This window comes from Nitrosospira lacus, assembly GCF_000355765.4.
In the GTDB taxonomy this organism is placed as follows: Bacteria; Pseudomonadota; Gammaproteobacteria; order Burkholderiales; family Nitrosomonadaceae; genus Nitrosospira; species Nitrosospira lacus.
In genome coordinates this window covers 1,299,306-1,317,228 of sequence record NZ_CP021106.3, presented here as the reverse complement: position 1 = coordinate 1,317,228, position 17,923 = coordinate 1,299,306, and the positions used below count along the sequence as shown (strand labels likewise).

Below are 17,923 nucleotides of genomic sequence, written 5' to 3'. Positions count from 1 at the left end.
TGTCATATCGATGGACCCCCGTCATCTTTCGTTGGGCTCATCAATTGAATCATCGGCGAATAGATATGGAAGCCTTCACAGCTGTATTTCTCTTTGCGCTGCTACTCACATTCTGTGTTCGGATGTGGCTGGCGATGCGGCATATCCATTATGTCCTCGCCCACCGGGAGAACGTGCCGGCAAATTTTTCTTCACGGATCAATCTTGAAGCGCATCGGAAGGCTGCGGACTACACATGTGCGAAAACTCGCCTGGGCTACGCCAGCATATTGCTGGAAACAGTACTTTTGCTGATATTCACCTTGGGAGGCGCACTGAATGTCCTGGATGCATTCTGGTCGAACTGGCTGAGCGATCCACTTTTTCATGGCATGGCTCTCATCATCAGCGCCGTGTCGCTGATGAGTCTGGCTGCAATCCCCATTAGTTATTATCGGACTTTTGTTATTGAACAGCAATTCGGCTTCAACAAAATGACACCTCGCATGTTCCTGAAGGATCTCGCAAGCCGAACCCTGCTGTCAATACTATTGGGCACACCCCTGCTATTTGCCGTTTTGTGGCTAATGGAACAAATGGGTACAAACTGGTGGATATATGTCTGGCTCGCGTGGATGGGCTTCAACCTGGCGGTTCTGGCTATTTACCCCACCTGGATCGCGCCCCTGTTCAATAAATTCACGCCGCTGGAAGATGCTCCGCTAAAGGTGCGTATTGAACAGCTGTTGCAGAAATGCGGCTTCAAGTCCAGCGGGCTTTTCGTAATGGATGGCTCGCGTCGCAGCAATCACGGCAACGCATACTTCACCGGCTTCGGCAAAACCAAGCGGATCGTTTTCTTTGATACCCTGCTCTCTCGTCTGGATGGATCCGAGATTGAAGCGGTATTGGCGCATGAATTGGGACATTTCAAGCGTCGTCATGTTGTTAAGCGCATCCTGTGGACGTTTGCCATGAGTTTGGCGTTCTTGTGGGTACTGGGCTATTTGATGCAGCAGGACTGGTTTTACCGGGGATTGGGTGTTTCTGTTTCTTCCATCCCTTCAACCGCAATGGCGCTGCTTCTGTTTTTTTTGATAATGCCCGCGTTTACCTCTCTATTCCAGCCGGTGGCAAGTCTATACTCGCGCAAGCACGAGTTCGAGGCAGATGAGTATGCAGCGCATAATGCATCTGCCAGCGATCTCATACGAGCGCTGGTTAAACTCTATCAGGACAATGCCGCAACGCTTACTCCCGATCCCCTGCATTCGGCGTTTTATGATACACATCCGCCAGCGGCGATCAGAATAGCGCGCCTACAAAACCTGGCGCATAATTGATGTTTGCTTGATGCCTGCACCGCACCGAAAACTCAAGTTTGCACTTAAAGAGACTGATCAAATCGGAGGCGTGAGCAATGTATTGTGGCGATGAAACGACGTAAGCGGACACCTGCAATCAAATGGTTGCCAAATTAATGTTTCGAGGTGCCCTTTCTTGAACATAAGCATCGGCTTGATTAATCACTAACCAGGAGCCCTAATGGATACTATTGTCAACGATCTGGCCACCAAACAATGCAGGCCCTGTGAAGGCGGGATGCCGCCGCTTTCACCGTCGGAAATTGCCATACTGATGGACCAGCTTGAGGGGTGGGAGTTTTCCGATAAATTTATTGCAAAGACCTACAATTTCAACAATTATTATCAGACCATGGCTTTTGTCAATACCATCGCATGGATTTCGCATCGCGAAGACCACCATCCGGACATTACTGTCAGCTATAATAAATGCCGTGTGGAATACACCACACACGCCATCGACGGGTTGTCCGAAAATGATTTCATTTGTGCCGCAAAAATAGACACGCTATTCAAGATTTGAGCTCAACTTGCCGCGTTTCTAACCCATCTGCAGTTCCTGGACAGATAGTCGCTGCATTTGGCAGGCATTTTCTTGTTAAAACCGCGAACCATGCATTGCTTTCCTGCGTAATGCGCGGAAAAAAGGGGGGCGCAGCGTGCGGTGATCGAGTCGAAATCAAACTCACCACATCAGGACAGGGGGTGATAGAAACTATTCTGCCACGTAGTACCCTGCTTTATCGTAGTGACGCTTACCGTGAGAAACTCATCGCCGCCAACGTCACCCAAATGATTATCGTGGTGGCCGCCGTCCCAAGCTTTAGCGAAGAACTTATCAACCGTTGTCTCGCAGCCGCGGAGAATCAGCGTATCAGGGCATTGATTATACTTAACAAGGGTGATCTTATCGAACCTACACGTACTGCCGCTGCCTCACTCTCCCTCTACCGGGAACTTGGTTATCCTCTGCTGCAAATTAGCGCCAAGACCAGCGCTGCGCCTCTTCTGCCCTACCTCAAAGGCCAGCTTAGCGTTATGGTAGGTCAGTCCGGCATGGGCAAATCCACTCTCATCAACGCTCTGATTCCGGAGGCTGAACGTGCTACCGCCGGAATTTCCATAGCACTTGATACCGGGCGTCATACAACTACCCACGCCCGGCTCTTTCACCTCGATGAAAGTACTTGCATTATTGATTCCCCAGGGATGCAGGAATTTGGGCTGCGCCATATTGATGGCGAGGACTTGGCATGGGAATTTATTGAATTCCGCCCTTATATCGGACGATGCAAATTCAATGATTGCCGTCACGCCGATGAACCTGGCTGTGCGCTCGCCGAAGCGGCGCACGACGGAAAAATCAGCAGACGGCGCTTTAATTTCTATCACAAGCTTGCCACATTATCGGGCACTATATCGTGAGCTTGAATCTACGCCCGAAAGACGATTAAATATCGCTTCGCTGTAGAAAAATAGCCCTGTGCTACGACTTTGTACTCAACTACCCATGAGCACCGCTGCTGACGCGTTTCGGCAATGAGAAACGCCTACTCCTATGCCTCGTTAACGGCTGCCTGGCGCCTACTCATGTCGAACTGGAAGCGATGCAGCGGCAAATCACCGAATATCAACGCTTCCCTCTCGGTACGGCGCTTCGTATTTGCATCAGGTTGTGCTTCAAATGTTCTTAGCCATTCAACGTACTCAGCCGGCAAACCATGTTCTACGGCCCCCGCTATGACAGACGCTTTATACCATTGATAAGGCAGGAGAGGACTTTCTTTATAGCTCGCCACATACGTTAACGCATTGTAGACACCCGTTGCGGTAACGACCTGAATATTCGCTTCGCTGTATCCAATTCCGAGGCCCTCTGCCTCGTCAAGGCTCGGCTTTTCTTTTACATTTATTTTAAAAAGAACCCCATAAGCCCGATCTTTCAGGTTGCCGGTTGCTTCAAGATCAGATTTGCCGGACCCATCGCGACTCACCTTGCCAAAAGAGAATCTCCGCCCCTGAACAAACCCGAGGTCTATTGCTACAGCGGATGGCGCTCTATCCGGCGTATGAAGCCTCCGTGATAACATGTTTGCGCCATATGCAAAATAAAGAAATGTGCTGGTTGATGTAGATGTTTTTAACATGATTTAATATATATATAAAAGGGGTTAGAAAAAATTAAAAATGCATTATGCAAAACTTAAATAAATCGTCTAACATTTAACAATTAGGATAAGGATCGCGCGTTCAATGACTGATTATTCAGCGTACTTTCCTAACATTTTTTCCCTGCTTTTAACTGGCGAATCTTGCAAGAGTTGTACCTCAGGCAATTCATTCATATTGCATGGCTTATGCAATTATTTTCTTATTCTAGAGATTTGCGTCATAAGTACTCCCTGTGTTCATTTCAGGAGAGTAAGCTCCGTCACATTCTTTGCGATCATGATCAAATTTTTTCCACGCACTAACTCGCTCTTTCTTTTTTTTGGTATTCGCATTACGAAGAGCCTTGCCATAGTCGCTCCACGCCTTTCTTTGAGCGATCCGTCGTTCCTTATAGCTGGTGATATTCCAACTGGCCTTTTCTAAGTCACGCCGTGTTTCAAGCGCACTTTTGACAGATGACGACCAGGTATCAACCATAGTCGCCAATGCAGTATCACGTTCATCGATTGCATTCTGTATACAGGAGACATCTATCTTGAGCGTGTCCTTGCCTGTACCGCCCTGCGCAAAAACCGGAAATCCGGTGAGCATTGCACCTACGAGCAGAAGCACTTTAATTACGCCATTTCTCATGTAACTTCCAAAAAATGCGAACCAACGAACACTTGGATCAAGCGGATTTGCGATCGATCACAATTAATCTGAAAGCTAAAGCCCGATAAATCAAATAAAAGCTTTTTATATTCGCTTCCGCTTGCCCGCCAAACGAAGAGACTGCTCCGTTATGCAGGGACGCGGCTGGTAAATTGCCTCTTGCGACGCGCCACGGAGCTGAAAAGCTCCGGGTACACGAGCATTAGGTAAGTCCCCATAAATATGCAAAAGTCTATGGCAAACCGGCCTGCATCAAATTCCTTCGACGTCAAAACGGGAAAAGCCCACAGCAGCACAACAGCCGCAGTCAAGAGTAAAGAGAAGATCGTTTTCATGGAAAATACTCCTAAAAAATGTTGTTTATTTAACCCAAATCAACTTCACAATTACTTAACATAAAGTATACATATTTTTCACAAATTCACAAGTTTTTTACACTTTATACACATATTTTTCACATCTTTATTAAATTTTTTTGCAGTACCCTGAATTTTTAGTGCGCCCGAACCAATAAAATTGAAGTGTCTACGGTATTCACCAGTTGCCCGGCTACCGAACCAATAACCAGGCGTTCCAAGCCCCGGCGACCCTTCGTTCCTACCACAAGCAGATCGGCTCCCCACTCCGTGACGGCATTGGCGATGGCTTCTGAAACACCGTTCAGACCATATTCGCCATCTGCCGCCAATAGACGCGTTTCCACCGAGATTGCATTACCTGCAGTGGACTTAGCGCTCTCCAGCAGACCTACGCCGCTTTGCCGGCCAGTGTTATCATGGTCGTCGACATCACTGGAGGATTCCGCTACAGCATGAACGATGCATAGTTTGGCGCTATCGGTGGTAGCAATATGCAGAGCCTCCTGCAAAGCAATTTGCGATGTTTTGTCATCGTTGATAGCCACCATGATTTTCTTGTACATGTAAACTCCTCTTGATAAAGAATAAATCTGTAAACTGGATGGCGGGCACTTCTCCGCCCGCCGTACACTTCCAGAAAACTATCAATCAGTCAGCACCGCCATTTGCGTTGGCCGAGAATTTCTCAAAATACTTTTTGACAATAACCTTGCTCGGTATTTTGCCAGCTTGCTTGAAAACCAGGTAATTGACCAGGCCATGTACCGCCATGGCGATCAGCAAGCCTTCGAAAATTCCCACCTTGTAGACCAGCAATCCGCAAAGGGTGGCAAGTATCATGGCATATTGTCCGTAATGCGCGACGTGCCACAACCCCATGATCATTTTCCACCCGGAAAATATCATGATCGCCGCCAGCGAAAACTTGGGAAGAAACTCGAGATACTGGGAATTCATGACAAAGAAGGTGACCACGATGCCGATAATGAAGACGGAAAACTTGGTCATGGCACCAGCCAGCTTATTGGTGGTGCTCTTTGCCAGGCCGTCCAGATTGGTCATGCCGCCAAAGAAGCTGGAACCCATATTGGCTATCCAGATAGCCAGCAGGCTGTTGTTGGTGTTGCATTTGCGTTTCAGCGGATCGATCTTCTCGATGGCGGCATTGCTCATGACCTGTTCGATCACGTCGATCACCGCCAGCATGGCTGCAAAACCAATCACATACATCCAGGTCAATGCGCTGTCGAAGTGAGGTACCGGCAAGGCCAGGGCGAGATCCACATCATCCACGTGCAGCATGGACATGGGCATGAATTGCGCCAGTACGATGCTTGCCCCGATGAGGAGAAAGTAAGGAATGGCGGGTTTCGTGTCCTTGAATTTCGAGAACAGATACACGAACGTCGCGAAACCGGCCAGCGAGATGAGCGCCATTTGTATGCGTGCCCCGTTCCAGAAGGCATCCGCCGCCTCCTGATCTGCGGGCAGCTCATAGGTAAATGTCAGGAACTTGAGGGCGATCTTCAAGCCAACCCCCGCCAGCAGTCCTTCGACGAGGTAGCTCGGTACCGCCAGCAGAATATATTTCTGCCAGTCATATTTCCATATCAGCGCTTGCATGGCGGATGTCAGGAAAATAACGAACGCCATGTTTTCGATGCCAAAGCTGTGAACCCCCATCGCCAGGACCGGCGCCAGGCCCGCTGCGACGCCGGGCGCGCCGATATAGTTGCCTGGCCTGATGAAGGCATTGATCCAGCCGATGAAACAGGCAAATGCAACTGTTGCCAGAGCAACCTTGATTGGGTACTCGGACATCAAGGCGATACCGACGGACAGGGGAATTGCCATCGCCCCGGTTATGATGCCCGCCTGGATATCGCGGGCAACGTATTTGGCCTGAAATCCTGCTGATCCCACGGGAGTAACCGATTCCCGTGTCCCGCCGGACTGGTGATCGTCCGATGGCACAAGCGGTTTTTCTGAAGTATATGAACTCATAATACCCATCCTTTTTAAAAAAATTTAACTATCAAAAAGATTTACATACAAAAAGAATAAACCGCCACGGAGCCTGGTTCTGTCATCTTGCTTAACGCCTGCAGCCCGTGCGGATAAATAAGCGGCTGATCTATATAACTCATAAGTAGATATGGCCGCCCGCTCCTCCGGTAACTCCAACCCCTTCGAAAACACATCCGCTACCCCATCCGATAGTGTTTCGCATGACCGCTTATGCAAGCCGTCTTCACCGTAAACGCTATATTAAATTGCTGCGCTTCGTGAATACCTTAAACACGACGCTAACATATCACTACATCTGTGAAGAAACCGTTCTGTATTTGTAAAGAATTTGTGAAGTATCGGGAATTCGTGCAGGTAAAGTTACTACTCATATCAGAGACACATACTAAGGAATCAGGCGGCTAGTTATTTATTAATATTATTTATCAAATAGTTACCGATATATTTTCATGCTTCGTCGGAAGGGATCAGACTCACATAGCTGATCAATTAAAATCCACGAATTTTCTATTTGTGATGTTTAGTTTTACATCGTTATGGTTAACCCAGAATCAGATGAGGCTAGTGCGGATATTTCACTGAGCGCGGACTAACGACGAGCTCGTTCGTCGGGTGGATTTGTACAGCTTGCACCAAGCCAGTGGTCGATCATCCAGCGGTCAACGGGAAACTTCAGTACGCAAACCCTAGTGAAACAGCGCCTGTACAGCGGAATATCCCGGTTTCGAACTCTCTGCTTGGCGAAAACGCATGTGCAGAGGCAAGATTTTGCCGCTGGTACTGAAGAACCTACCGGGGAGGAAACACATACCTACATGGAGTCAAGCGGTTATCGAATGTATGGATTTCCGAAAGTAACGCGCTCAAGATACGTTTAGGGCTTACCAAGAAGCTGCATAACCGATTGGCTGTGTTTTGTATACATGAAGATTGTAGCGACGGCGCAAACAGGGAAGATTTTCTCATGCGGGCGAACACCGCCCGCTTCTTGGGATTTGACCCAAAGCTATTTCTTATTACGCGAGATGAAAACCGGAAAGAGGTTCCGGTTAGGTGAGTTGCATGAATAACGATTCAGCTAGCGAATGTACAAAAGGGAATTGGAAGGTCCCGGAAACATGCAGCTCATTGACGATGCTTTTCTGGTGTGATGTCTATTTTTTTGAACTCATTCTTTTCCATGCCTGCATCACTTCCATATCGGTTCTCGGATGCTGTGCAAGTTTTGACCAACCGTGGCGTCTGAGTAATTGATAAACCGTCGACGTCGACACCGATCTGCCCACGCATCGTTCAAGCTCCGCTTTTAATTGTGGAATATGCAGGGTGCCAGTATCTTGTGCCTCAATAATGAAAGGAGTAAGGAATTTTATTTCTTCATCCAGGCTCATTCGTGCATGATTACGAAGCCCTTTTTTTGTTTTAACCTGTTCGACACCCAGCTCGATACGCTGAAACCGCGTCCGTAGTTTTCCTGTCCGGCTCTTGGAGAGCCCAATGACGGTGGCCGTCTGTTCCAGCGATAGTCCGAACTCCAGCGGAAGAAGCAAGGCCTGCGCCGCACGCAGGGCGTCAACCGTTTTAGCCGCCACGATTTTTTCCTTCGCTGCCTTCACAAATTCACGTCCCGTCACAGGTCTCGCCATTGCATACTCATATCAGGTGAATAAGTAAAATCTACAGAATGGACCTTGGAAAACCGTCGTCCCAGTGACTCCGTCTCTTTTGATCAAACAAATGCTTCCGATCACTCGACGCTCTGTCAAACATGACGCTGCATAATGTGCGGCTTATTGACAGAGTGTTAACTGCGCCCCTGTGGTCCTGCCGTTGGTCGCCATATCCGAGAGCTTTCACATTGCGAATGTGACCCGGGACTTGCCAACAAGGATCACCAAATTGGCTGAACAGTTGGAAGAATGAACGTGTCCGGCCAAGTTTTCAGACGTAGGGTCTGTTACTATCAGAAACACTAACGTTCAAAAAGCCTTTTGCCTGGGTTTGCCTTTGCCAGCGCGCAACACAGGATAATGTTGAATGAAAACCATATCATCCGCGGCATTAGCCTTATGACATGCTGCGCAGGCTTCATCAGGTTGTGCCGCTGCGGTGGGTTTGTCGCTAAAACCGAAGTAAGCCCAATTGTTGGGTGTGTCCGGGAAGCGTCTCTTGCTTTTGACCGCTGCCGCGATACCGCCAAATTCTCCCTGAAAATACCCATTTCCACTCGCCGACTTCTTGTCACCCACGCTAACCATTTCGAGAACAAAAATGGTACCGTCGCGAAATATCCCTGTTTTTTTCCAGTGAGCCCAGCTGGCTGGATCAATGTAGACATTGTGAAACTCCGGGAATGCAGGTTTACCCTCGTTCATATCTTTCGGTGTGACTGGCGAGCCCACAAAAACCCACTCCCGATATTTGGTGGGACGGATGAGCTCTCCGGCTTTGTTAAATTTCGCGTGGGGTTCCGCCGCATCAACGGGCGCGGCTTGAGTGATGAATAAGCCGGCCAGAAATGAGATCGCAATGCCGCCCAACAGTGTTTTCTCAAATATCCTGTCTTGTAACATGACCACCCCTTGAGTTATTGGAACCATAACCATGCAAAAAAACAGTCATGCCGTGGTAACAAGAGGCAACAGTTTCTGGCTTACTTTACCCATGCGAAACGTCTCAAGTTTGATGAACGGATCAGTATGAAACTGCGGGTCCTATCACCCATGCGCAATCCGAAATCAGACACATCCCACCAAACTCCTTTAACCTCGGGCGAAGTGTCGTAACAAGTCTCTCCGCCTGCTTTTCTTCGCAGGCGAGAATCATCATGGCGTTGGTTTGTTCGAAAAAAATATCGTCAGGGCGCCGTGTACCACGCGAGCCAAGCCCACTAGCTTGCCTGAGGAATGTATAGCCCCGCACGCCGACCTCATTCAATAAGGCTATCAGGTCTTCGAGCTTTTCCTCATCAATTACGATCTCCAACCGTTTCATAGCTATCGTGGCATTCATTGTTTCCTCCTAGAAAGTGAAGAGTGTCGTGTAACCGCGCCACCCGGTATTGATATAACCTGCTACCGAAACGTACTATCCCCCCGGACAAGTGCTTTTCTAATGCCTTTTCCGTAATGATAGTACGTCCATAGTTTTTTGCGCTGATTATGCCGATGCTTTAAAACATTGCTTTGAAAAATTTCGCCATTTCAAAGTAGATCGGCACTCCGACGAATATGTTGAACGGGAAGGTCACCCCCAGAGAAGCGCCGATCGACACTGCTGGATCCGCTTCCGGCACCGCGATGCGCATGGCTGCGGGAGCCGCAATGTAGGAACAACTGGCGTACAGCACAGCGAGCATCATGGTGCCACCCAGGGATAAACTGAATAAAGCGCCCAGGAATGCGCCAAAGAACCCGGCCGTTAATGGGAATAGTATGCCGAATGCGAGCAGGAACGGCCCTTTTGCCCTGATTGCCGATAACCGCGCTGATGCCAGCAAGCCCATTTCCAGCAGGAACAAGGCCAGCACGCCCATGAACAGGTCCATGAACATCTTATCCAGCGGCGAGACAAGTTTTACCATTCCAGCGTAGTAGCCGACGATGACCCCGCCAACCATCAGAAAAATACTTGTCCCAGTCAGGATCTCATGCATCAGCTTGCCCCACTGGGTAGAGCCCCCAGCGCCACGCCGCGCGAGGATGGTGCCGGTCACCAGCGCCGGTATCTCCATCAACGCCATGATCAGGACCATGTAACCTTCGGACGTTTCCTTGATACCATCCAGGAAGGCAATGCCAACCGCAAAGGTCACCGCGCTCACCGAACCGTAGTGGGCCGCAATAGCGCCGGAATCGGCCTGATTGAATTTCCCCAGCTTCTTCAATATGGGATAGGCCGTCAGTGGTATCAGCGCCGCGAGCACAACCATCGACAGGGCGATGGGCAGCACCTCCATGATCTCGTACTTGGCCATCGACACCCCACCCTTGAAACCGATGGCGATCAACAGGAAGATGCTAAGGCTTTTATATAAAGCCTCGGGGATCTTGAGGTCGGATTTCAGCACGCCGGCTAAAACCCCCAAGATGAAGAATAGCACTACTGGTTGTATGGTCGCCATTGCGTCATCCTCCTATTGTCATTATTGATTGTGGTATCGATTCGCGCGATTTTCCCAGCGCCGTGTTGCAGCATCCCTTATATTGCTTCGACCTCTTATGGCGTTTCATTACTCTATCTCCTTCAGAATGAGCTTTTACGTGACGTACCCTATTTATTATTGTTGCGGCAAAGATGTCTCACCACCTGCTCGACCCCCTCATAGAGAAAGCCGGGAATGAATTTTTTAATCGTTTTGGTCTCAATCTTCCATCCGTCTTCTACCTCCTTGACGGCGGTGACATTGTTTGCCGCTTCGATCTCGGCGCGCGCCCTTTTTACATCTTCCAAATATATTACCGTCATACAATCCTCCGCAGGCAAATGAGAATTTCTGGAACACAAGCAGAATTAACGCACTGTAAAACCCAGCTTGCATATATCATTTTTATGTAAATTCTTTTAAACTTCTCCATCCATTAAGCTGACGGGTTTCTTCCAGCTTCTGGAGTTTAATGAAAATCAATCTCCGAATTAAATCTCAATTACAAGCCACTAGTTTAAATATAGTCAATGTAACTATTTGAATATTAACCAAATAAGTAATTTTATGAAGGGGCCAGTTTCGTTATAAAGGATGCGAATTACGTTTTGAAAGGAAATTAACATACCCGCTGTGAAGAAAACATTTTGTAAGTGTGATTAATTTGTGAATGGTGGAGAGCAATCTCCATTTTTCAAAAAAATTTGCACTTTTTTGTCGAATCCATGACACTATAAAATATGAATAACAAATAACCATCCCGCAGTTAGGGTTTTTAACGGGTAACAAATGGGAGTTTTTAACAACTAAGAAAATGGGGATTTTGAGTGCAATTCTCTGGACCCCCGCAATTGGTGCCCTGATCCTGGCACTGATCTCCGGCCGGGACGCCGATATAGCCCGCTATCTCGGGAATCTATTTGCCGGCTTCACTTTTTTACTTACCTGTTACCTGCTTTTTCATTACGACCCGCACAACGCCGGTCTGCAGTTCAACGAATATTTTTCCATCAACCCCAAAGTCGGCAGTGCGTACGCATTGGGCGTCGACGGCTTATCCGTTCCGATGGTGGTTTTGGCCACGCTGCTTACTTCCATAGCACTACTCGCTTCTTCCAGCATTGTCGTCGGCGTCAAGGGATATCACATCAGCATACTGCTGACCGAATTCGGCATGCTGGGCGTGTTTCTTGCCCAGGACTGGTCTCTCTTTTATATTTTCTGGGAAATCACCTTAATTCCGATGTTTTTTTTGATCGACCGCTGGGGTGGCAAGCGGCGGCAGACGGCAAGTCTTAATTTTGTGCTGTATACGATGGGCGGTTCGATTTTTATGCTGGTCAGCCTGATCGCGGTGTATCAATACGTGCCGGAACATGTCTCCCTGATGAGCGCGATGAGTCATGTATCCGAAAACATGCCCAAGGATCAGCAAGTTTGGGCATTCCTCGGTTTCCTGATCGGCTTCGGCGTCAAGATGCCGATTTTCCCTCTTCACGGCTGGTTGCCGCTGGCTCACGTTGAAGCGCCTAGCCCGGTCAGTATCCTGCTATCCGGCATATTGCTGAAAATGGGAGCATACGGCTTACTCCGAGCGGTGGTCATCCTGCCGGCGGCCGCCCAGACTCTACAATCCTTACTCGTCTTTCTGGCTCTGTTCGGCATGATCTATGGCGGTTTGCTGGCCTGGAGGCAAAGTGATCTTAAAGCCATGGTCGCCTATTCTTCCATCAGTCACATGGGCATTGTCTTATTGGGGATTTCCACATTAAATGAAACGGGGTTTACCGGCGCGGTCTTGCAAATGAGTGCTCACGGGCTGATTGCGGGTGCATTATTTCTGGTGGTGGGTCTGCTTTATGACCGCACCCATACCCGCAACATCCAGGATTACAGCTCGCTGGTTCAGGTCATGCCGCGTTTCGCATTTTTTACCACCATAACGTTGCTGGCCGCAATGGGCATGCCAGGAACGGTCGGAGCAGTGGCGGAACTACACGCCATGGTTGGTGGTTTTCAGCAATGGGGCGGCTTGATGGTGTTTTTCAGCCTGGCTATTCTGATCAGTACCGCTTATGCGATCCGTACCGTAGGCCTGCTGTTCACCGGCCCGGTGAAACCGCAGATGAAACAGATTGAAGATTTGAGACCGCCCGAACTGCTGGCGCTGGGCATTCTGGTTTCTGGAATAGTCCTGTTCGGCCTGCTGCCCGCGTCCCTGATTGATTTGTCAACAGCAACCATCTCGCAGATGAACAGCCTGGTCAGGCTAAAAATTCTAGGGGGTTAGCGATGCAAGAAGCACATTTTAAATCCGGCGATCAGGCAAGCAGCCCGCGTGAGCACATCACTGCTGCGCTGAACCATCTGGATCATGTCCTGCCGGGCCAGGCACCTATTCTGAATTTTGTACACCATAATACGCTCCACGGCTTCCAGCACCTTCCCTTTGAAGAAGCTCTGGCGGCCTTCGAAGCATTGACCGGAATTCGCGGCTATCTTCCCGAAACACAAAGCCGTGCTTTTTACTGGCAGAAGCGTATCGATGACAGCGATATCCTTGCGGCGCTGGCACATGATCCGAAGTTAGAAGCGGATACGATCATCTGCACGGTGAAAGATAAAGTCGTCCGGCGTAAAGACCTCTATCGCATTGCATTGTTATTCGACCTGCAACCATTAAGCGTCAGCGAGCTGACTTGGCAGATAGAAGAATTGCAAGCCTTGGATACCGTGCAAACCGACGTCTCTGAACAGGCCCGCAAGCAATTGCTTGCCGATAGTACCTATCCGGATAACGTCATCAGGCAACTCTGGGAGAGCATCTTGACGAAGCTCGAAATGGAGCATGCCGGGCTGCATCCGGAGAATCTGCTGGATTTGTCAATGGAACAGGCTGAAGAATGGCTTGAACACGTTTATGAGGGAAACGGGGCATCGATTCATGAGCAAATGCAGCGCCAGGCAGGCAAGGTCCTGGATGATTTACTGGACCAACTGGGCGATAGCATTACCTTGCGCGGTTTTATCATGGAGTTGAGCGGGATCGATATTCTCGATTCCGTTCGGCCGCAATTGATCCGCATCTGCGCTTCCGCCATGGATGAAGGTATCGCGGCATGGCAGATACCTGAGCGCAGCAGGTTGGGACTTTATGCCGCGTGGCGGGCAACTGCCCAGTATGATGCCAATCCATTTCTGCAAGAGTTACCTGATTGGCGGCAGATAGTCGCGCAACTCCCCATGGATGCGGTGGACACGATTATTCTGCAACTATCGCAGCTTGAGATACCGCGCACAAAATGGGAAGGGTATCTGCGCCGATTGTCGCTTGAGCTGCCTGGCTGGTCAGGCTTGATCAACTGGCGTCAGCACCATCCAGATTATCATACAGCGAACGATGCCAAACCGAACCTCGCCGATTACCTGGCAATCCGGTTGACACTGGATCGGCTCTGGTTAAATCAGGTCTGTCAGGAAAATTGGCGGATCGAAGCCAAATTGAGCAGCTTGCAGACCTATTTTCATAAGAATCTATCCGAATTCATGGCGCGCAGGCAACTGTATAAGGGAGAGTTACCGGAGTATCTGACCCAACGGGTAGAATCCCTGACCATGCTTGCTGTTTCGGAACGGCATGAACGTGCGGTTTGGCAGCAGCTTGCCGACCTGATCCAGACTTGGCAGTTCAGTCCGCTGGCTGAGCGGCGAGGCAAGAAGCATACGATTTATAGCAGCGGCTGGCGATTGTTCCGTTTATGCCAGCACTTGGGATTGAACGCTTCCTTTATACAGGAGCTGCCAAAAGCAGACTTGCTGGAAATGTTGATGCTGCTGGATCAATTTTCCGAGGTGGAACGTTGCAAAGTCTGGCTGTACGCTTATGAACGCCATTATCGTGACGACATTTTCCGGGCGATACAAGCAAACCACAATCAGGGCCGATGGGCGAAACGCGATACACGTCCCGAGTCACAAGTTATTTTCTGCTTTGACGATCGCGAAGAAAGTTTCCGCAGGCATCTGGAAGAACTCAATCCTGCCGTTGAAACGTTTGGGGCGCCGGGTTTTTTTGGCCTGCCCATAAATTACAAAGGTCTGGACGATACCGCAGTGACACCGCTATGTCCCATCGTGGTAACACCGGCCAATGAGGTACGGGAAATACCTAGAGCGGGAACTGAGCACGCCTTGATCCAGCATAACACTGGCCGCAAATGGGTCCGTCGAACCGCCAATCTGCTGCATCAGAGTCTACGCCGCAACCTGGTGTCATCACATCCGCTTATTGATGCAATCGCGCCGGTAACATTTCTTGGATTGCTGGCCAAATCACTATTCCCTAAACCCCAGCAGAAACTTGTGGCGGGTGTCCGCCGGTTTGTCGCACCCGCCGTCGACACAGAACTGATGTTTACATCAACGGATGATACGACGGTTGCCGCGACGCCGGAACACCCCAGGCTGGGATTTACCGATAAGGAACAGGCTGACCGTATCGCCGGTTTATTACGCAATATTGGCTTGACTTATGGCTTCGCGGAATTAGTGCTCGTGTCTGCCCACGGCTCCATCAGTCAGAACAATCCACACCTGGCCGCTTACGATTGCGGAGCTTGCAGCGGTCGTCACGGGGGGCCGAATGCAAGACTATTCGCGGCGATGGCCAATCGCCCGCAAATACGCAAGTTGCTCGCCGAGCGTGGTATCGGTATTCCGGACGACACTTGGTTTATTGGCACCGAACACAATACCTGCAATGAGGATATTATCTGGTATGACCTTGACGATATCCCCGCGGAACGGCTCGGTGCATTGAAAAAGATACAGCAGGAACTGCGCCGTGCGCAGTATATGTCCGCGCACGAACGCTGCCGCCGATTGGCGTCCGCCCCGCGTAATCCTACGCCGGAGCAAGCTCTGAAGCATATCCAGGAACGCGCTACTGATTTTTCCCAGGCACGGCCGGAACTGGGGCATGCCACCGTTGCCTGGGCAGCAGTGGGGCGCAGGTCATTTACACGCGGCCTATTCCTGGATCGGCGTGTGTTTCTGATTTCTTATGATTCGGCGCAGGATCCGGAAGGAAAGATTCTGGAAGGCATCCTGCTGGCTGCTACCCCGGTCGGTGCCGGCATTAATCTGGAATATTATTTTTCCACCGTCAATAATGAACGCCTGGGTTGCGGGACCAAGATTCCGCATAATGTTGCGGGAATGTTTGGTGTCATGGAAGGGGCGTCCAGCGATTTGCGTACCGGTCTACCCAGGCAAATGATCGAAATTCATGAAGCGATGCGCTTGCAGGTTCTGATCGAAGCAAAAACTTCGGTTCTGGAACAAATTTATGGTCGCCAGGAAAGCCTGCGTGAACTGATCGGGGGCGGCTGGGTGCATCTGAACGTTAAAGATCCTGATAGCGGTGAAATTTTCATCTTTGAACGCGGGATTGGCTTTATCCCCTGGCAAGCCGAAGCGAAAGAATTGCCGGTCTTTCAAAAATCAGCAGACTATTACCGGAATCAGACCCTGCCGTTACCGCCCGCCTTCATAAGGCAGCCCGAACTGGGAATTTGACATCATGGATACTTGGGTTGTTCTAATCCCCTTACTCCCATTGCTCGCCGCTGCCGTTATCGGTATCGGTCATCTGTTGGGTGTGCTCACTGGCGAAGCCAGTGAAACGATGACGGCGCGTATCGCCAGTTGGGCCATCATACTGTCGTGCCTGCTGGCCCTGATGTTGCTGGGCGCTGATTTGCAGGGCAAAAACATCGGCTCTTTCGGTATTGGTCAATGGCTGGGGAGCGGTAATTTGAATATTCGGGTGACTTTCCTCACCACCGGATTCAGTGTGATACTGGCAGCCTTGTTTTCCATTCTGTTATTTATCATAATCCGTTTTTCCATCAACTACTTACATAGAGAAGCAGGCTTTCACCGCTTCTTTTTTCTCCTGAGCCTGTTTGCTTCGGCAATGTTGCTGCTGGTGTTGTCAGGTAATGCGATAGGCACCTTTATCGGCTGGGAGATCGCCGGACTCTGTTCTTATCTATTAATCGCCTACGCCTATGACCGTCCTGTGGCCGCCTTCAATGCGACGCGTGTGTTTGTCACCAACCGTATCGGTGATGCCGGTTTTATTCTGGGGATGGGACTTAGCTATACGTGGGCCAAGGGTCTCGACTGGTCCCAGCTCAATGCCTTGTCGACACAGCTGACCAGCGGACAGGCAAGCTCCATTGCGCTTTGTTTTGCCGTGGCGGCATTCGCAAAATCAGCGCAGATACCTTTTGCCCCATGGTTGGCTCGCGCCGCGGAGGGTCCCACGCCATCCAGTGCGGGATTTTATGGCGCGATCATGGTGCATGCCGGCGTTTATCTCATGCTTCTGTTACAACCGATTTTTGAACGAGCACCCGTGATCATGGCATTGGTGGCCATCGTAGGTTTTCTGACGGCTGCGTATGGTTTTATCGTAGGGTTAACCCAGACCGATGCCAAGAGTTCGCTGTTTTTCGCGACAACCGGGCAACTGGGCCTGATGTTTCTGGAATGCGGATTGGGTTTCTGGCAACTGGCGAGCTGGCATCTCTGCGCCCATGCCGTGGTTCGCGGTTATCAGGTATTACTCGCGCCCTCGCTCATGCATTACATAGTGGGCAATCCCATCAAGCCCGTTAATCCTGACACCGCGAGTTTGCGCTGGATTTATGTGGCATCTTTACAGCGTTTCTGGCTGGATCAGATTACCGATTGGGCGTTAGTAAAACCGGTACGCGGACTGGCCCACGATCTGGCCTATTTTGATGATCATATCGTTGATCGTGCCATGGGAATTCCCCTCCCCTCAGTCCGGACAATATCTACCTTGGCTCAGATGGAAAAGCGAAAGGTTGCCATGCGGCAATCCTTGTACTCTTCATTGGGCGTTTTCGGTAGCCTGGCGCAGCTGGAAAAGCAGAAAACCGCCATGCCGCAGGAGGGTCAGGAAAGCGATTTTGCCCGAGGTAGCGGGTTTGCGGGGGATCTCACCCGCTGGGTCACTGCAATCCTGTACTGGTTCGAAGATCGGCTGGTAATACGAGGCGTTGGCGAAGATCTGATTAACTACGGCCGCCAACTTGGATTAGCTGCCAACAAGATCGAACGGCTGCTGCTCAACCCCGGTTATCTTGCATTATTTGTATCAGTCATATTGCTGGTTGCGTTATGAGGGTCTG

Annotated in this window: 16 protein-coding genes; 6 read left to right on the top strand and 10 right to left on the bottom strand. The window is 50.0% G+C overall.

Annotated elements, in window-relative coordinates:
* Positions 1-65: 65 nt before the first annotated feature.
* The 3 genes from EBAPG3_RS05810 (at position 66) to rsgA (ending at position 2,768) form a co-directional block, all read left to right on the top strand.
* Positions 66-1,322, top strand: coding sequence for a M48 family metallopeptidase (locus tag EBAPG3_RS05810; RefSeq protein WP_040852686.1), 1,257 nt, complete (start codon positions 66-68; stop codon positions 1,320-1,322).
* 202 nt (positions 1,323-1,524) lie between these two features.
* Entirely contained in the window at positions 1,525-1,866 is a 342-nt protein-coding gene (locus tag EBAPG3_RS05805; protein ID WP_004179042.1) for a 4a-hydroxytetrahydrobiopterin dehydratase, read from the top strand.
* A 110-nt stretch (positions 1,867-1,976) separates the two neighbouring features.
* The gene (gene rsgA / locus EBAPG3_RS05800; RefSeq protein ID WP_004179043.1) at positions 1,977-2,768 is read left to right on the top strand and encodes a ribosome small subunit-dependent GTPase A; all 792 of its coding nucleotides are present in this window, start codon (positions 1,977-1,979) and stop codon (positions 2,766-2,768) included.
* A gap of 131 nt (positions 2,769-2,899) precedes the next feature.
* On the opposite strand, the gene EBAPG3_RS05795 is transcribed toward rsgA, so the two are convergent.
* The 10 genes from EBAPG3_RS05795 to EBAPG3_RS05750 form a co-directional block, all read right to left on the bottom strand.
* Positions 2,900-3,490: a gamma-glutamylcyclotransferase gene (locus tag EBAPG3_RS05795; protein WP_081607285.1), complete on the bottom strand. Its 591-nt coding sequence runs from the start codon at positions 3,488-3,490 to the stop codon at positions 2,900-2,902.
* 229 nt (positions 3,491-3,719) lie between these two features.
* The gene (locus tag EBAPG3_RS05790; RefSeq protein ID WP_040852687.1) at positions 3,720-4,148 is read right to left on the bottom strand and encodes a hypothetical protein; all 429 of its coding nucleotides are present in this window, start codon (positions 4,146-4,148) and stop codon (positions 3,720-3,722) included.
* 149 nt (positions 4,149-4,297) lie between these two features.
* Positions 4,298-4,504: a hypothetical protein gene (locus EBAPG3_RS05785; protein ID WP_040852689.1), complete on the bottom strand. Its 207-nt coding sequence runs from the start codon at positions 4,502-4,504 to the stop codon at positions 4,298-4,300.
* A gap of 158 nt (positions 4,505-4,662) precedes the next feature.
* Positions 4,663-5,091, bottom strand: a complete 429-nt coding sequence (locus tag EBAPG3_RS05780) for a universal stress protein (RefSeq protein ID WP_004179048.1) — start codon at positions 5,089-5,091, stop codon at positions 4,663-4,665.
* 85 nt (positions 5,092-5,176) lie between these two features.
* On the bottom strand, positions 5,177-6,532 hold the full coding sequence (locus tag EBAPG3_RS05775; RefSeq protein WP_004179049.1) for a SulP family inorganic anion transporter: 1,356 nt from the start codon (positions 6,530-6,532) through the stop codon (positions 5,177-5,179).
* 1,178 nt (positions 6,533-7,710) lie between these two features.
* The gene (locus EBAPG3_RS05770; protein WP_004179053.1) at positions 7,711-8,202 is read right to left on the bottom strand and encodes a winged helix-turn-helix domain-containing protein; all 492 of its coding nucleotides are present in this window, start codon (positions 8,200-8,202) and stop codon (positions 7,711-7,713) included.
* 333 nt (positions 8,203-8,535) lie between these two features.
* Positions 8,536-9,129, bottom strand: coding sequence for a cytochrome P460 family protein (locus tag EBAPG3_RS05765; RefSeq protein WP_004179055.1), 594 nt, complete (start codon positions 9,127-9,129; stop codon positions 8,536-8,538).
* A gap of 121 nt (positions 9,130-9,250) precedes the next feature.
* Positions 9,251-9,568 carry a PG0541 family transporter-associated protein gene (locus tag EBAPG3_RS05760; RefSeq protein ID WP_040852691.1) on the bottom strand — a complete coding sequence of 106 codons (318 nt, stop codon included), beginning with the start codon at positions 9,566-9,568 and terminating at the stop codon, positions 9,251-9,253.
* 160 nt (positions 9,569-9,728) lie between these two features.
* Positions 9,729-10,679: a sodium-dependent bicarbonate transport family permease gene (locus EBAPG3_RS05755; protein ID WP_004179056.1), complete on the bottom strand. Its 951-nt coding sequence runs from the start codon at positions 10,677-10,679 to the stop codon at positions 9,729-9,731.
* Between the two features lie 149 nt (positions 10,680-10,828).
* Positions 10,829-11,023 carry a hypothetical protein gene (locus tag EBAPG3_RS05750; protein ID WP_004179058.1) on the bottom strand — a complete coding sequence of 65 codons (195 nt, stop codon included), beginning with the start codon at positions 11,021-11,023 and terminating at the stop codon, positions 10,829-10,831.
* Between the two features lie 491 nt (positions 11,024-11,514).
* On the opposite strand from EBAPG3_RS05750, the gene EBAPG3_RS05745 reads away from it, so the two are divergent.
* The 3 genes from EBAPG3_RS05745 to EBAPG3_RS05735 are packed head-to-tail and all read left to right on the top strand — an operon-like array spanning position 11,515 to position 17,916.
* Positions 11,515-12,990 (top strand): complex I subunit 4 family protein, encoded by a 1,476-nt coding sequence (locus tag EBAPG3_RS05745; protein ID WP_004179060.1) that lies wholly within the window; start codon positions 11,515-11,517, stop codon positions 12,988-12,990.
* 2 nt (positions 12,991-12,992) lie between these two features.
* Complete coding sequence (locus EBAPG3_RS05740; RefSeq protein ID WP_085921929.1) at positions 12,993-16,277, top strand: DUF2309 domain-containing protein; 3,285 nt, start codon at positions 12,993-12,995, stop codon at positions 16,275-16,277.
* A 4-nt stretch (positions 16,278-16,281) separates the two neighbouring features.
* Positions 16,282-17,916 carry a proton-conducting transporter transmembrane domain-containing protein gene (locus tag EBAPG3_RS05735; protein WP_004178388.1) on the top strand — a complete coding sequence of 545 codons (1,635 nt, stop codon included), beginning with the start codon at positions 16,282-16,284 and terminating at the stop codon, positions 17,914-17,916.
* The last annotated feature ends 7 nt before the right edge of the window (positions 17,917-17,923 follow it).

Coding starts and splice junctions, on each gene's coding strand:
- EBAPG3_RS05810 (WP_040852686.1), top strand. CDS start 66: ATGGAAGCCTTCACAGCTGTATTTCTCTTTGCGCTGCTACTCACATTC.
- EBAPG3_RS05805 (WP_004179042.1), top strand. CDS start 1,525: ATGGATACTATTGTCAACGATCTGGCCACCAAACAATGCAGGCCCTGT.
- rsgA (WP_004179043.1), top strand. CDS start 1,977: ATGCGCGGAAAAAAGGGGGGCGCAGCGTGCGGTGATCGAGTCGAAATC.
- EBAPG3_RS05795 (WP_081607285.1), bottom strand. CDS start 3,490: ATGTTAAAAACATCTACATCAACCAGCACATTTCTTTATTTTGCATAT.
- EBAPG3_RS05790 (WP_040852687.1), bottom strand. CDS start 4,148: ATGAGAAATGGCGTAATTAAAGTGCTTCTGCTCGTAGGTGCAATGCTC.
- EBAPG3_RS05785 (WP_040852689.1), bottom strand. CDS start 4,504: ATGAAAACGATCTTCTCTTTACTCTTGACTGCGGCTGTTGTGCTGCTG.
- EBAPG3_RS05780 (WP_004179048.1), bottom strand. CDS start 5,091: ATGTACAAGAAAATCATGGTGGCTATCAACGATGACAAAACATCGCAA.
- EBAPG3_RS05775 (WP_004179049.1), bottom strand. CDS start 6,532: ATGAGTTCATATACTTCAGAAAAACCGCTTGTGCCATCGGACGATCAC.
- EBAPG3_RS05770 (WP_004179053.1), bottom strand. CDS start 8,202: ATGGCGAGACCTGTGACGGGACGTGAATTTGTGAAGGCAGCGAAGGAA.
- EBAPG3_RS05765 (WP_004179055.1), bottom strand. CDS start 9,129: ATGTTACAAGACAGGATATTTGAGAAAACACTGTTGGGCGGCATTGCG.
- EBAPG3_RS05760 (WP_040852691.1), bottom strand. CDS start 9,568: ATGAATGCCACGATAGCTATGAAACGGTTGGAGATCGTAATTGATGAG.
- EBAPG3_RS05755 (WP_004179056.1), bottom strand. CDS start 10,679: ATGGCGACCATACAACCAGTAGTGCTATTCTTCATCTTGGGGGTTTTA.
- EBAPG3_RS05750 (WP_004179058.1), bottom strand. CDS start 11,023: ATGACGGTAATATATTTGGAAGATGTAAAAAGGGCGCGCGCCGAGATC.
- EBAPG3_RS05745 (WP_004179060.1), top strand. CDS start 11,515: ATGGGGATTTTGAGTGCAATTCTCTGGACCCCCGCAATTGGTGCCCTG.
- EBAPG3_RS05740 (WP_085921929.1), top strand. CDS start 12,993: ATGCAAGAAGCACATTTTAAATCCGGCGATCAGGCAAGCAGCCCGCGT.
- EBAPG3_RS05735 (WP_004178388.1), top strand. CDS start 16,282: ATGGATACTTGGGTTGTTCTAATCCCCTTACTCCCATTGCTCGCCGCT.